This is a genomic window from Rhodococcus sp. PSBB066 (assembly GCF_017068255.1).
In the GTDB taxonomy this organism is placed as follows: Bacteria; Actinomycetota; Actinomycetes; order Mycobacteriales; family Mycobacteriaceae; genus Rhodococcus; species Rhodococcus aetherivorans.
Map to the genome: position 1 here is coordinate 5,805,064 of NZ_CP070859.1, position 13,378 is coordinate 5,818,441.

A 13,378-nucleotide genomic window follows, 5' to 3' on the forward strand; every position below is an offset into this window, starting at 1 on the left:
GTTGCTGCGCGACCGTCGGGCCGGATCACCCACCGAGGCGGTGTGTGATCGCCGTCACCGAGGTCGCAGTTAATCTAACATCTATAGATAGTTGGCACAACAGAATGCGGCATCGAATCCGCACACCCGATTGCGGGGATTCCGACCTTGCCGCCCCTACCCGCGCGAGATCGGTCCCATCGCGTCGGAATGGTCGGATACACTGCGTGTTAACACTTTTCGGAGGACATCCTCCGTGTCCGCCCCGAGCTCCGGCGGTAGCGACGGCGCGAACTTCTCATCCTGCACCCGGACCGGGCTCACCACGAATTCGAGCTCACCCACTCCCTCGTACTCGACGCGGTACGTGTTCGCGCGACCGGCGAAGTGTGGATCGGCGATCATGTCCCGGACGCTGTTCACCGGTCCACCCGCGATGTCGTGCGCGAGGAACAGCGCGACCCACTCGTCGCGGGTGCGCTGCAGGAAGATCTCGCGAAGCTCGCGGTATACACGGTCGGCGCGCGCCGGCGCTTCCGGATCGGTACCCGCCAGATCGATCTCGAGCAGATCCGGCCGGTCGACGGCCATGCAGAAGTTGCGCCAGAACTTGTCGACGTGCGAGCCGAACAGCACGGCCTCGTCGTCCTTCGTGCGGTACGCCTCGAGTCGCGGCCAATCGGGCAGCCGTCCGTCCGGCAGCCACGTGGGGCGATGGATGGATCGATCCTTGTTGAGTTCGGCATCGACCAGGTCCGGCATCCACGACGCGGCCACGTCGATGCCCGCCACCTCGAGCTTGCAGCCGCGACCGGTGCGACCGGCACGATGTACCGCTGCGAGCAGGCCCATCGCGCCGTAGGCACCCAGCGCGTACATCGCGATCGGCGCAGTCGTGGACCCCGCGATCCCGTCGGTCGGTGGTTCCTCCGGTGTGCGCACGTCGCGCAGCCCCGCGTACGCATCGAACACAGGGCCCCCGGTCCCGAGCCGGCTGTAGGGCCCATCGGATCCCATACCCGAGACCGTGCAGAAGACGATCTTCGGATTGACCTCTCGCAGCTGGTCGTAGCCGACACCGAGCCAGTCGAGGTAACCGCTGCGCATGCCCTCGACGACCGCGTCACACGTCCGGGCGAGATCGAGGAAAGCCTGCGCGCCTTCGGGGGACCGCAGGTCGAGTGCAACGCTCTTCTTACCCCGGTTCCACCTCAGATGCATGAACGACGGACCGTCCTGGTCGCCGATCGCGCGGCTGCCGCCGATGCGCACCGGATCGCCGAGCGGCCCTGATTCGATCTTGATGACTTCGGCACCCAGGTCGGCAAGGTGCCCACCGACCGATGCGGGCGCCAGTTGTGCGACCTCGAGGATGCGCATGCCCTCGAGCAACGAGTAACCACTCATACGTCTCCTCCTTCGGAAATATTGAGCGTCTGTTCGGGTTTCAGTTCCACCCAGAGTCCGTCCGCATCGGCGACGAGCACATCGCCGTGGTACATGGTTCCGCGCATGAACCGCTTGCGTCCGTCCTGTCGCAGGTACTCCGCCTCCACACGGAGTTCGACGTCGAGTGGGGCAGGCGCCCGGAAGTTCACGTTCAGATAAGCCGTACGCGCCCAGGGACGTCCGGAATCATTGGCCAGCCGGGCCATGATCTCGTCGAAGATCAGCGGTGTGACACCACCGTTCATCGCGTAACGACCGGCATGGAAGCGCCCGACCGTGACCCGCCCACGAGCGGTCGTTTCCGTCACCGCGTCGATGTGCAGCGGCGGCGCCAGGGCCTGTCCCCGACCGGCCAGATCCCAGCGATGTCCCGCGATCTGATCGTCCTCGCCTACCTCGAGTTCTTCCAATCGCTGTGCAACAGAACGCAGTGTCCCGGCGATACCCGCCGCGGCGGCAGGGTCGGGACGCGACCGCGTGAAAGCCTCCTGTACCGCACGGACTGCGGCGACCAGCTCGGCGAACTCGTCGCCGGCCTCGACGGTCGGATCGAACGGATCGTTCCAGTCCGGATTCCAGATATCGATCGGTGCGTTCGGGCGTAGCGAGACGTCCATGATGCCCCTTTCAGTCGGTTCCCGCACGGGCACCGAAGAATTCCGTGAACATGTCGCCGATGGGGCGAGGGCGCAGCGTGGTGCGTGCGACCGCGTTCTCGCGGTCGTAGCGGCTGCGCAGATCCTTACCATGCCCGGCGAGCAGAAGCGATTTGATCTCCCGGACCGCCTCGGGTGGTTGCGCTGCGATCTGCGCCGCGGCCTCCAGCGCGGTCCCGAGAACGTCACCGTCACCTGCGTATCGGGTGAGCAGGCCCATCCGATATGCCTCGTCGCCGGCGACGGCACGCGAGGTCATGAGCAGATCTCGCGTCTGTCCGGCCCCGATCAAGGTGTCGAGCACCCAGGTCAGGTTCGCACCACCGTACTTCGCCGCAGTCACGGTGAATTGTGTCGACGATCCGCCGACCCGTAGGTCGGAGCAGACAGCGAGCAGTGTCCCGGCGCCGTACGACACGCCCTGAACTGCCGCGATCGTGGGCTTGGCGAATTCGAGATACCGCCAGAGCAGTTCCTCGCGCTCGAGCATCGCCTCCAGGTTCGCGTCCGACGACAGTGCCGCGAGTTCCTGCAGGTCGTACCCTGCCGAGAAGGCGCGCTCACCGGACCCGGCGACCACCACGACCCGGACGGCGTCGTCGCACGCTGCACGGGTCAGCGTCTCGTCGAGTGCCCGTTGCAGCGACAGCGAGATCGCGTTGTGTACCTCCGGACGATTCAACGTCAGTTGCAGTACACCCGGTGCGGGAGACGATTCGAGCAACTCACGCGAGGTCATGTCGTCACGCCGGCCTTCTTCCGCCGCTCCTCCGCGATCGCAGCGGCATCGCCCGAGATCATCTTGTGGAAGACCTGCCCAGGCAGTTCGTTCCGTCCGTAGACGAGTTCGTCCACCTGGCCGTGCGCGACGTTGCCGGTGATCGTCTTCGTGACGAACCAGTCCTCCGCGTGGAGAGTCTCCATCAGGAGTTCCCAGTTCTTCTCGAGTACCCGCTTCTCCCGGGGAGTCGTGGGTTCGGCCGGAGACAGCAACCGGATGGTGCAGTACGAGACGTTGGGATCGTCGACGTCGGGGACGATGGTCCAGACCTCGAAGTGATTCGGCTCGGTGACCAGCATCGTGCCGGGATAGATCGTGTAGTTCGCGAGCGAGTAGTCGCGGACATCGAAGGAATCCGGATCCGCATCGCGAACCTCCGTGATCGCCTTGCGCGCCACAACGATTCGCCACGACCTGTCGACGAGATCGAAGGCCGTGATGTTGCCCTCGAGGAAGTTGCACACGGTCTTGGTGTGCAGCTGGCACAGATGGTAGGAGTCCTGCACGCCGTCGACCGCGATCTTCCAGTTCATGTCGAGCTTCCAGGTCTCCTTGCGGACCTGGAACGACGTGGCAATACCGGTGTCGGCGACCTCGGCGTCGTGCTTCTCACCGAGCACCCTCGCGATGTCCAGTTCGGCACCGACCGTCGGCACGACCCAGACGAGCCCGTGCCGCACCTCGCACGGGAACTCGACCAGCCCGTACTGCGATCGATCCAGGCCGTCGAACCCTTCGGCGTGAGGCATTCCCCGCAGCGCACCGTCGCGGCCGTACGCCCAGTTGTGGTAGGGGCAACTGAAGAGGCGCTTGCATCCCGATTCCTCGAATTCGACCTTGGAACCTCGGTGCCGGCACACGTTGGAGAACGCCTTGACGCTGCCGTCGGACTGCCTGATCACCAGCAGCGGCGCGCCGATGAGCTCGGTGGTGACGAAGTCGCCGGTCTTCTTCAGCTCGTCGATGTGCGCCACGATGTGCGGAAATCGGCGCACGGCGTCACGTTCGAGGCTCGCCAGTTCGGGGTCGTTGAACACGGAGAACGGAACACGAAGCATCTCGTCCGCGTAGTCGGTGCTGTTGTTGTCGACGTGCGCGATCAGGCGCCGAGTGAGGTCGATCTTGTCTTCACGCTGCATGACTCCAGCGTGGCACATGAGACATGTGGCGTCTAGTGTCTTATCCAGATTACCCGGCGGTATGGTGCATGCGTGGCACACAAGACGGACACCGAGACCACGGACGTCGGCGCAGCGATCCTTGTCGCCGCCGAATCATGCTTCGAACAGTTCGGTATCACGAAGACCACGATGGCCGACGTCGCGCGAGCTGCAAACATGTCCCGGGCGACCGTCTACCGCTACTTCTCGGACCGCGAATCGCTCATTGTGGCGTCGATCGTCCGCCGCGCACGGATGAACATGGAGCCGTGGCGAGTGCGCATCCGGAATTACCCGACATTCGGCGAACGGATCGTCGAGGGCTTGTGCGCCAATATCCGCCGAGGCCTCCGCGACCCGATGATCCATCTCCTCGTTTCCCCCGCCGAGGCAACACTCGCCACAACCCTGCTCGCGACCTCGGGCCGTGCCGTCCAACTCACCCGCGAACTGTGGGAGCCGATTCTGCTCGAGGCCCGGGAGTCCGGAGAGCTTCGCGCCGATGTCGATCTGGACCTGCTCTACGAATGGCTGTCGGAGATCGAGATGAACTACATCAGTGCGCTCGGCGCCAGTGCGGGCTCGCTCGACCGGTTGCGGGCGAAGCTGTACGCGTTCGTCGTGCCGTCGCTACTCGCCCGCCCGTAGACCCCGCGGGACCACCACTCCCCATCGACGCCGCGCGATCGGGCGTTCCCCGCCCGCTCCGGGCCGATCACTCGACCCCGTGGGGAGCCGGCCCCGGAGGAGCCGCCGAGGCTCGGGGCCGCGGCGTACCCACGCCGGGGACCGACCGTCGTGCCGTGCGCCGACTCGTGCCCAGTCCCATCGTCCGGCCCCTCCGCACGCGTGCCGCTTCGCCGGGCGACGCGGGGCATTGCGTCACGCACTTGTCCGAACTATAGTCCAGACAACTGTCCAGACAAGGGGCACCCGAGGCACGCAGCGAAGGCGTCAGCATCGCGTACCGACCGGTCCCCGCCATGTGCGCATCCGAATCTCCTACTACACCTGACACTTTCCAATCTCCAGAACGGAAACGTCCGATGTCCCTGATTCCCGGCGACAGCTCGGCTCTGCTCGTCGACGGCAAGCTGGTTCCCGGCTCCGGCGGCACGTTCGAGGTCGTGAACCCGGCCACCGCGGAGGTGCTCGGCACCGCCGCCGACGGCACCGCCGCCGACATGGACGCCGCGATCGAGGCGGCCCGTCGCGCCTTCGACACCACCGGCTGGTCCCGCGAGCACGCCTTCCGCGCCCGCTGCCTGCGTCAGCTCCGCGATGCGCTGCGCGGCCACATCGAGGAACTGCGGGCGGTCACCATCGCCGAGGTCGGCGCACCCCGGTTCCTCACCTCCGCCGCCCATCTCGAAGGCCCCGTCGACGATCTCGGGTACTTCGCCGACCTGGCCGAGAACTACCCGTGGCAACAGGATCTCGGCAATGCCGCGCCGATGGGCATCGCCATCCACCGCTACGTGCTCCGCGAGGCGGTCGGTGTCGTCGGGGCGATCACACCGTGGAACTTCCCGCACCAGATCAACTTCGCCAAGCTGGGTCCCGCGCTCGCCGCCGGCAATACGGTGGTGCTCAAGCCCGCGCCCGACACCCCGTGGTGCGCCGCGGTCGTGGGCCGGATCCTCGCCGAGGAAACCGACATCCCGCCGGGCGTCGTGAACATCGTGACCTCGAGCGACCATGCCGTCGGCGCCCTGCTCGCCACCGACCCGCGGGTGGACCTCGTGTCGTTCACCGGCTCGACCGCCACCGGCCGGTCGGTGATGCGCGCCGCCTCGGAGACCCTGAAGAAGGTGTTCCTCGAACTCGGCGGAAAGTCGGCGTTCATCGTGCTCGACGACGCCGACCTCGGAGCCGCATGCTCGATGGCCGCCTTCACCGTGTGTACCCACGCCGGGCAGGGCTGCGCCATCACGACCCGTCTGCTCGTCCCCCGGAACCGCTACGACGAGGCGGTCCGCGTCACCGCCGACGCCCTGCGCGGCATCCGGCCCGGCGACCCGAACGAGCCCGGCACGGTGTGCGGTCCGCTGATCTCCGAGCACCAGCGCGCACGGGTCGAGGGCTACCTGCGGCTCGCCGTCGAGGAGGGCGGGACGATCGTCGTCGGCGGCGGCCGCCCCGCCGAGCACCGGCGTGGCTTCTTCCTCGAACCGACGCTGATCGCCGGGGTCGACAACACCGCTCGCGTCGCCCGGGAGGAGATCTTCGGGCCGGTCCTCGTGATCCTCCCCTACGACGGCGACGACGAGGCGATCCGCATCGCCAACGACTCCCCCTACGGCCTGTCCGGGGCCGTCTGGGGCACCGACGAGGACCGGGTCCGCCGGGTCGTCGAGGGGGTCCGCACCGGCACCCTGGGCGTCAACGGAGGCATCTGGTACGCCGCCGACGCTCCCTTCGGCGGCTACAAGCAGTCCGGAATCGGCCGCGAGATGGGTGTGGCCGGATTCGAGGAATACCTGGAGACCAAGCTCGTCGCCGAACCGGCGGCGAAGCAGAGAGGCTGACGAACATGACTCGCAGCACAACGCGTTTCGCCGACCGCACCGCGATCGTCACCGGGTCGGCGCAGGGAATCGGCGAGGCGTACGCCAGAGCCCTTGCCGCCGAGGGCGCCTCCGTCGTCGTCGCGGACATCGACACCGAACGCGGCGAGCAGGTCGCCGAGCAGATCGTCGCCGACGGCGGCATCGCCGTCTTCAAGACCGTCGACGTCTCCGATCCCGACTCGGCCACCGAGCTCGCCGCCTTCACGGTCGAGACGTTCGGCAGCATCGACCACGTCGTCAACAACGCCGCCATCTACGGGGGCATGAAGCTCGACCTGCTGCTCACCGTCCCGTGGGACTACTACAAGAAGTTCATGAGCGTGAACATGGACGGCGCGCTCAACATCACCCGCGCGGCGTGGCCGCACATGACGGACCGCGGCGGTTCCGTCGTCAACCAGTCCTCGACCGCCGCGTGGGTGTACTCCGGCTTCTACGGCCTGGCCAAGGTCGGTGTCAACGGCCTGACCCAGCAGCTGGCCGTCGAACTCGGCGGCTCGAACATCCGCATCAACGCGATCGCCCCGGGTCCGATCGACACCGAGGCCACCCGCACCGTCACGCCGGGAAACATGGTGGCGGACATGGTCTCCACACTGCCGCTGAAGCGGATCGGTACGCCCGGGGACCTGGTGGGAATGTGCCTGTTCCTGCTCTCCGACGAGGCGAACTGGATCACCGGGCAGATCTTCAACGTCGACGGCGGCCAGGTGATCCGCTCGTGACCAGGCTCGGCTACATCGGCCTCGGCAACATGGGCGCGCCGATGGCGAAGCGGCTGCTGGACCGGCCGGGTGGGCTCACCGTCCTCGACGCCCGGCCCGAGGCCGTCGAGCCGTTCACCGCGGCCGGCGCCCGGGTCGCCGGCGACCCCGCCGACCTGGCGCGCGACTGCGACGTCGTCTGCGTCACCGTGGTCGACGACGCGCAGGTCCGCACCGTCGTCGCCGGGCTGCTCGACACGGCCCGGCCCGGCACGGTGATCGCGGTCCACTCGACCATCGCCGACACCACCGCCGTCGAGCTCGCCGCCGAATGCGCCGACCGCGGCGTCGAACTGGTCGACGCGCCCGTCAGCGGCGGGGCCCCCGGCGCCGAGCAGGGCCGGCTCGCGGTGATGGTCGGCGCCTCCGACGCGGCGTTCGACGCGGTACGCGAGCCGTTCTCGCGGTTCGCCGACCTCGTCGTGCACGCCGGTCCGGTCGGCGCGGGCACCCGGATGAAGCTGGCCCGGAATCTACTGCACTTCGTGTCGTTCACCGCGGCCGCGGAGGCGCAGCGCCTCGCCGAGGCGGCCGGGCTGGACATCACCGCGCTCGGGAAGGTGGTCCGCCACACCGACGCGATCACCGGTGGCGCCGGGGCGATCATGCTCCGGGACACCACCGCACCGATCCCGCCGGACGACTTCTGGTTCCCGATCCTCGACCACGTCCGCGCCCTGGGCGAGAAGGACCTGTCGCTGGCCCTCGGCCTCGGCGCCCGTCTCGGCGTCGACCTGCCCCTGGCCACGCGGGCACTGACCGGTCTGGGACCCGGACTCGGCGTCGGCACCGGAGACGTCGAGAGCCGGAACCGACAGGAGGAACGCATATGACCGACGATCGCCGCCGCCGCGGCCTGGACATGATGTCGAAGGTGTACGGCTGGGAGATGCAGGACGGGCCCGGCGACCACTTCGCCGTCACCGCGGACCACCTGTTCGCCGACATCTGGTCCCGGCCCGGGCTCAGTATCCGCGACCGGCGGCTGCTGCTGCTCGGTGCGCTCACCGCACAGGGACTGATCGACGTGGCCGAGATCCAGGTCGGCGCCGCCCTCCACAACGAGGAACTCGACGAACAGCAGCTGAAGGAGATCGCCCTGTTCCTGTGCCACTACGTGGGGTGGCCGCTCGGCACCAAGCTCGACTCGATGATCGGCGGCGTGCTCGCCGAGCGCCGCAAGGCGGCGAAGTGAGCCTGCCACCGGCTCACCGTGCGGCACGAGAACACAGGGAGTGACGAGTGCAGGACTTCGCGGACCGGCCGGGCGCGGCCCTCGTGGCCGGCGGCACCGGCGGGATCGGCCGAGCGGTGTGCCGGGTGCTGGCCGAGCGCGGCAGCGACGTCGCGTTCATGTTCCGCCGCAGCGGGGCGGCCGCCGCAGCCCTGACGACCGAACTGTCCGCGCTCGGCGCGAAGGTGCTGTCGCTGCAGGTGGACCTGGGCGACAGTGCCGCGGCCGCCGGCGGCGTGGACGCGGTGATCGAATCCTTCGGTGCGCTGCACACTCTCGTCTACGCGGCGGGGCCGCACGTACCGATGCTGCACCTGAGCCGGGTCACGCCCGCGCAGTTCCGCGACCAGCTCGTGGGCGACGCGGGCGCGTTCTTCAACCTCGTCCGTCCCGCCCTGCCCCGGCTACGGGAGTCGCGGGGCAGCATCGTCGCCGTGACCACCGCCGCGACCCGCCGGTTCCCCGTCCGGGACGGTCTGTCGGCCGGGCCCAAGGGTGCGATCGAGGCCCTCGTGCGGGGCCTGGCGGCCGAGGAGGGACGGTTCGGTGTGCGCGTGAACGCGGTGGGGCCGGGCATGCTCACCGACGGCACGGCCGCCCGGCTGATCGGGTCCGGCGATCTCGACGAGCACGCACTGTCGGTCGCGCGGAACAACATTCCGCTGCGCCGCTTCGGCGACGCCGAGGACATCGCCGAGGCGGTCGCGTTCCTCGCCTCGGACCGCGCGGATTTCGTGTCCGGGCAGACACTCGACGTCGACGGCGGTTACGGCGCGTGACCGGCGCCCACCGTGCGCGGGGTACCGCACCGGAACCGGCGATGGGTAATGTGCTCGTCAGTACACGCCGCTTCAGCACCCGCCACCGGACCGCAGTGAACGGAGACCGCCGTCATGACCCGTACCACCCTGCCCCGGGAGATGATCGAACTCGCCGAGGCAACACCGGGTTTCATGCCGATCGACGAGGGCACGGCCCTGCACGACGCCGCGGTGCGCTATCTCGGTGACGGTGTCGGTGTCGAGATCGGCACCTACTGCGGGCGCTCGACCGTCTATCTCGGTGCCGCCGCGAAGGCCACCGGCGGCACGATCGTCACGATCGACCATCATCACGGGTCCGAGGAGCACCAGCCCGGGTGGGAGTACCACGATCCGGCCCTCGTCGACGCGCACACCGGCCGGCTCGACACGGTGGGCCGGTTCCGCCACACCCTCGCCGACGCGGACCTCGAATCCCACGTCGTGGCGGTGCTGGGGCGGTCGGGCCAGGTCGCGGCGTTCTGGCGGACCCCGGCGGCGTTCGTGTTCGTCGACGGCGGTCACAGCAGCGAGGCGGCGCAGGCGGACTACGCGGGCTGGGCTCCCTGGGTGCGTGTCGGCGGGGCCCTGATCATCCACGACGTGTTCCCCGACCCGAAGGACGGCGGACGACCCCCGTACGAGGTCTACCTGCGCGCGCTCGGCAGCGGCGAGTTCGCCGAGGTGTCGATGACCGGGTCGCTGCGGGTGCTCGAACGCACCGGTGGCACCGTCGGAGTGCTGCCGGGCTGACGGCTCAGACCGTCACCCGGCAGTCCTCGTGGCAGTTCTCGGTCGCGACCCATCCGGAGGGTGCGGCGGCATCGCGGAACACACCGTTGCCCGCGGTGCTGCGTGAGAGCGCGTCGGCGGCGAGGATCACGGCGGCACTGGTCCAGGAGCTCTTCTCCACGGGCCAGCGCTTACCGTCCGTGAAAACCATTCCGGTCCAGTACGACCCGTCCGGATCGCGCAGATGCTGCATGGCCGCGAGCAGTTCCCGGGCCGTCGTGGCCTCACCGATCGCGTCCAGTGCGAGCACGAGTTCGCAGGTCTCGGCCCCCGTCACCCACGGCCGATGGTCGACGCAGCGGATTCCGAGACCTCCGACCACGAAATCGTCCCAGCGTTCCCGGATCCGTTGCCGGGCCGGCGCACCGCGCACCGCGCCGCCGAGGATCGGGTAGTACCAGTCCATCGAGTACTCCGGTTTGGGCGCGAACGCCTCCGGGTGCCGGCGCAGCACGTGCCCGAGCCGATACCACGCGACCTCCCAGTCCGGGTGGGGATCGCCGACCACCTCCGAGAGGCGCAGGCCGCACTGCAGGCTGTGGTGGATGCTCGAGCACCCCGTCAGCAGGGCCTCGTCGGCCGCGCCGTGTTCTCCTCGTGCCCAGTAGATCTCACCGCCGGGCGCCTGCAACTCGAGCACATGGTCGAGGGCCGTCCGCACCGTCGGCCACAGCCGTTCCACGTGGTCGACGTCGCCTGTGACGAGGTAGTGGTGCCACACTCCCACCGCGATGTATGCGGTGAAGTTCGAGTCGGCGTCGTGGTTTTCGACGGCATCCTCGCGGAACTGCATGGGCCACGAGCCGTCCGGCCGCTGGGTGCGACGGGACCAGTCGAAGGCCGCCTCCGCCTCTTCGAGCAACCCCGCGGCGGTGAGAGCCATCGCGGACTCGATGTGGTCCCACGGATCCGTGTGACCACCGGGGAACCACGGGATCGCTCCGGAGGACTCCTGCATGTCGGCGATCGCGCGGGCGGTGTGCAGGCACTGTTCCTCGGACAGCACTCCCGGCACGGCCGGAACCGCCGGCCGTGCCCCGCCGGGGCGGAAGTCAGCGGCCGGCAACGGGAACCGTCGGCTTCTCGAGGTAGAACACGACGCTCTTGCCGAGCACCGGGTTCAGCAACGACTCGGCGGTGCGCGTCAGCCACGGCCCCTGCATCAGGTCCCACACGAGGAGCCGGTGATACGCCTTCGTCAGGGGGTTGTCGTCGTTGTCGACGCCCACAGCGCATTTGAGCCACCAGTACGGCGAGTGCAGGGCGTGCGCGTGCTCCCGGCCGCGCACCGTCAGGCCTGCCGAGGTCAGCCCGGCCGCGAGCTCGTCGGCCTTGTAGATCCGCACGTGCCCGCCCTCGACCTCGTGATACGCGTCGGACAGCGCCCAGCAGATCTTCTCCGGCAGCCACCGCGGCACGGTGACGGCCGCGACGCCGCCCGGCTTGAGCACACGCACGAATTCGGCGATGGCACGGTCGTCCTCGGGCACGTGCTCGAGCACCTCGGAGATCAGCACGACGTCGAAGGTCTCGTCGTCGTAGGGCAGGGCGAGGGCATCGCCCACCTCGGCCCGGGCGAGGGCACCCTCGGGGACCTGGCCCTCGAGTTCCATCGCCGCGAACATGTCGCCGACGGCCTTCATGTCCTCCGCGCTGCGGTCGAACGCCACCACGTCGGCGCCCCGACGGTAGAGCTCGAACGAGTGCCGGCCCGCGCCCGCCCCGATGTCGATGGCACGGTCGCCGGGCTTGACCCCGAGCCGGTCGAAATCGACTGTCAGCATCAGGTGTTCGTCCTTCCTGCCTGCGCCGCCACGGTGTCCTGGTAGGCCCGGACGGTCCGGGCGGCCACGGCCGCCCAGCTGAATCGCTCGAGCACGCGTGCCCGTGCCACCGACCCGAGACGGATCTGCTCGGCGGGATCGTCGAGAACCCGCGCCAGCGCCGCGGCCAGCTGTTCGCTGTCCCCCGGAGGCACGAGGATGCCCGCGTCGCCGACCACCTCGGGGATCGCGCCGGCGCGGCTCGCGACCAAGGGGGTGGCGCAGGCCATGGCCTCGACCGCGGGCAGCGAGAACCCCTCGTAGAGCGACGGGACCACAGCCACCTGCGCCGAACCGAGCAGCTCGGCCAGCTCGCGGTCGTCGATCCCGGAGACGGTGCGCACCGCGTCGCCGATGGCCAGCTGCTCGATCAGCTTCTCGGTGACCCCGCCGGGCGCGAGCCGGGTGACGAGCACCAGCTCGACCCGCCGTTCGGTGCGCAGCTTCGCCACCGCCTCGAGCAGGTTGGCGACGCCCTTGAGCGGCGCGTCCGCGCTGGCCACGCACACGATGCGGCCGGGCACGCGCTCGGCCGTCGGCGGGGCGAAGACCTCGGTGTCGACGCCCAGCGGGATCGTGCGCAGCCGCCCCTCGGGGATCTCGAAGGCGGTACGGATGTCGTCCTCGGAGGACTTCGAGACGGTGAGCAGGGTGGGGATGCGCCGCGCCACCCGGGCCTGCATGCGCAGGAACCCGTACCAACGGCGCAGGGTGAGCTTGCGGCGCAACGTCGGCGCGCTCGCGAGGTCCAGTTCCCGGTCGCGGGTGATCGGGTGGTGGATCGTCGCGACCAGTGGCAGGCCCGCGTCCGCGATGCGGAGCAGGCCGTAGCCGAGGCACTGATTGTCGTGCACGACGTCGAACTCGGCGGCCCGGGCCCGCAGCAGCCTGGCGGCGCGCAGGCTGAAGGTCAGCGGCTCCGGAAAACCCGCCGTCCACATCGTGCCCAGCTCCAGGAGGTCGATCGCGTCGCGAATCTCGCGCGGGTGCGGAAAGCGGAACGGATCGTCCTCGCGGTAGAGGTCGAGACTGGGCACCTTCACCAGGGTCACCCCGTCGTCCAGCTCGGGGTACGGCTGGCCGGAGAACACCTCGACGTCGTGGCCGAGCGCCGCGAGCTCGCGGCTGAGGTGTCGAACGTACACGCCCTGACCACCGCAGTGCGGCTTGCTGCGGTACGACAGCAGAGCTATTCGCACAGATCACCTCGTTCGTCGTGTCGCCGGAGCGGGTCCGTCCAGAAGATCGAACTCACTCTAGAACATGTTCTCGTCCGACGTGCAACCCGGCGCAGCCCTGCGGATCAGCGCCGGAACCGCACCAGGTCCAGTGCAAACTGAACGTACAGGGTGGCGAGCCGTTCCGCCGTC

14 protein-coding genes are annotated in these 13,378 nt (G+C 69.0%); 7 read left to right on the forward strand and 7 right to left on the reverse strand.

What is annotated here, in order from left to right:
* Positions 1 to 156: 156 nt before the first annotated feature.
* The 4 genes from JYA75_RS26455 to JYA75_RS26470 are packed head-to-tail and all read right to left on the reverse strand — an operon-like array spanning position 157 to position 4,004.
* Positions 157 to 1,386 (reverse strand): CoA transferase, encoded by a 1,230-nt coding sequence (locus JYA75_RS26455; protein ID WP_168579226.1) that lies wholly within the window; start codon positions 1,384 to 1,386, stop codon positions 157 to 159.
* On the reverse strand, positions 1,383 to 2,045 hold the full coding sequence (locus tag JYA75_RS26460; protein WP_043799783.1) for a PaaI family thioesterase: 663 nt from the start codon (positions 2,043 to 2,045) through the stop codon (positions 1,383 to 1,385). The genes JYA75_RS26455 and JYA75_RS26460 overlap by 4 nt, the downstream gene beginning before the upstream one ends.
* A gap of 10 nt (positions 2,046 to 2,055) precedes the next feature.
* The gene (locus JYA75_RS26465; protein ID WP_050034657.1) at positions 2,056 to 2,823 is read right to left on the reverse strand and encodes an enoyl-CoA hydratase/isomerase family protein; all 768 of its coding nucleotides are present in this window, start codon (positions 2,821 to 2,823) and stop codon (positions 2,056 to 2,058) included.
* Positions 2,820 to 4,004 carry a Rieske 2Fe-2S domain-containing protein gene (locus JYA75_RS26470; protein WP_168579225.1) on the reverse strand — a complete coding sequence of 395 codons (1,185 nt, stop codon included), beginning with the start codon at positions 4,002 to 4,004 and terminating at the stop codon, positions 2,820 to 2,822. The genes JYA75_RS26465 and JYA75_RS26470 overlap by 4 nt, the downstream gene beginning before the upstream one ends.
* A 72-nt stretch (positions 4,005 to 4,076) precedes the next feature.
* On the opposite strand from JYA75_RS26470, the gene JYA75_RS26475 reads away from it, so the two are divergent.
* From JYA75_RS26475 to JYA75_RS26505, 7 genes are all read left to right on the forward strand, one after another.
* Positions 4,077 to 4,673 (forward strand): TetR/AcrR family transcriptional regulator, encoded by a 597-nt coding sequence (locus JYA75_RS26475; protein WP_029541579.1) that lies wholly within the window; start codon positions 4,077 to 4,079, stop codon positions 4,671 to 4,673.
* A 398-nt stretch (positions 4,674 to 5,071) separates the two neighbouring features.
* On the forward strand, positions 5,072 to 6,553 hold the full coding sequence (locus JYA75_RS26480) for an aldehyde dehydrogenase (RefSeq protein WP_168579224.1): 1,482 nt from the start codon (positions 5,072 to 5,074) through the stop codon (positions 6,551 to 6,553).
* A gap of 5 nt (positions 6,554 to 6,558) precedes the next feature.
* On the forward strand, positions 6,559 to 7,320 hold the full coding sequence (locus JYA75_RS26485; protein WP_029541573.1) for an SDR family oxidoreductase: 762 nt from the start codon (positions 6,559 to 6,561) through the stop codon (positions 7,318 to 7,320).
* Entirely contained in the window at positions 7,317 to 8,192 is an 876-nt protein-coding gene (locus tag JYA75_RS26490) for an NAD(P)-dependent oxidoreductase (RefSeq protein ID WP_029541571.1), read from the forward strand. The genes JYA75_RS26485 and JYA75_RS26490 overlap by 4 nt, the downstream gene beginning before the upstream one ends.
* The gene (locus JYA75_RS26495) at positions 8,189 to 8,554 is read left to right on the forward strand and encodes a carboxymuconolactone decarboxylase family protein (RefSeq protein ID WP_006936371.1); all 366 of its coding nucleotides are present in this window, start codon (positions 8,189 to 8,191) and stop codon (positions 8,552 to 8,554) included. Before JYA75_RS26490 ends, JYA75_RS26495 begins: the two co-directional genes overlap by 4 nt.
* A gap of 47 nt (positions 8,555 to 8,601) precedes the next feature.
* Complete coding sequence (locus JYA75_RS26500; RefSeq protein WP_161995846.1) at positions 8,602 to 9,372, forward strand: SDR family oxidoreductase; 771 nt, start codon at positions 8,602 to 8,604, stop codon at positions 9,370 to 9,372.
* 114 nt (positions 9,373 to 9,486) lie between these two features.
* On the forward strand, positions 9,487 to 10,146 hold the full coding sequence (locus tag JYA75_RS26505) for a class I SAM-dependent methyltransferase (protein ID WP_168579222.1): 660 nt from the start codon (positions 9,487 to 9,489) through the stop codon (positions 10,144 to 10,146).
* 4 nt (positions 10,147 to 10,150) lie between these two features.
* Here JYA75_RS26505 and JYA75_RS26510 read toward each other — a convergent pair whose 3' ends face one another.
* The 3 genes from JYA75_RS26510 to JYA75_RS26520 are packed head-to-tail and all read right to left on the reverse strand — an operon-like array spanning position 10,151 to position 13,207.
* A complete protein-coding gene (locus JYA75_RS26510) occupies positions 10,151 to 11,251 on the reverse strand; it encodes a prenyltransferase (RefSeq protein WP_037200535.1) in 1,101 nt (366 codons plus the stop codon).
* A complete protein-coding gene (locus JYA75_RS26515) occupies positions 11,238 to 11,969 on the reverse strand; it encodes a methyltransferase domain-containing protein (RefSeq protein WP_168579221.1) in 732 nt (243 codons plus the stop codon). Before JYA75_RS26515 ends, JYA75_RS26510 begins: the two co-directional genes overlap by 14 nt.
* Complete coding sequence (locus JYA75_RS26520) at positions 11,969 to 13,207, reverse strand: glycosyltransferase family 4 protein (protein WP_006936381.1); 1,239 nt, start codon at positions 13,205 to 13,207, stop codon at positions 11,969 to 11,971. The genes JYA75_RS26515 and JYA75_RS26520 overlap by 1 nt, the downstream gene beginning before the upstream one ends.
* Positions 13,208 to 13,378 lie beyond the last annotated feature (171 nt).

What these genes read in the sequence shown, in the direction of transcription:
- JYA75_RS26455 (WP_168579226.1), bottom strand. Translation starts at nt 1,386, where the DNA reads ATGAGTGGTTACTCGTTGCTCGAGGGCATGCGCATCCTCGAGGTCGCA.
- JYA75_RS26460 (WP_043799783.1), bottom strand. Translation starts at nt 2,045, where the DNA reads ATGGACGTCTCGCTACGCCCGAACGCACCGATCGATATCTGGAATCCG.
- JYA75_RS26465 (WP_050034657.1), bottom strand. Translation starts at nt 2,823, where the DNA reads ATGACCTCGCGTGAGTTGCTCGAATCGTCTCCCGCACCGGGTGTACTG.
- JYA75_RS26470 (WP_168579225.1), bottom strand. Translation starts at nt 4,004, where the DNA reads ATGCAGCGTGAAGACAAGATCGACCTCACTCGGCGCCTGATCGCGCAC.
- JYA75_RS26480 (WP_168579224.1), top strand. Translation starts at nt 5,072, where the DNA reads ATGTCCCTGATTCCCGGCGACAGCTCGGCTCTGCTCGTCGACGGCAAG.
- JYA75_RS26485 (WP_029541573.1), top strand. Translation starts at nt 6,559, where the DNA reads ATGACTCGCAGCACAACGCGTTTCGCCGACCGCACCGCGATCGTCACC.
- JYA75_RS26495 (WP_006936371.1), top strand. Translation starts at nt 8,189, where the DNA reads ATGACCGACGATCGCCGCCGCCGCGGCCTGGACATGATGTCGAAGGTG.
- JYA75_RS26505 (WP_168579222.1), top strand. Translation starts at nt 9,487, where the DNA reads ATGACCCGTACCACCCTGCCCCGGGAGATGATCGAACTCGCCGAGGCA.
- JYA75_RS26515 (WP_168579221.1), bottom strand. Translation starts at nt 11,969, where the DNA reads ATGCTGACAGTCGATTTCGACCGGCTCGGGGTCAAGCCCGGCGACCGT.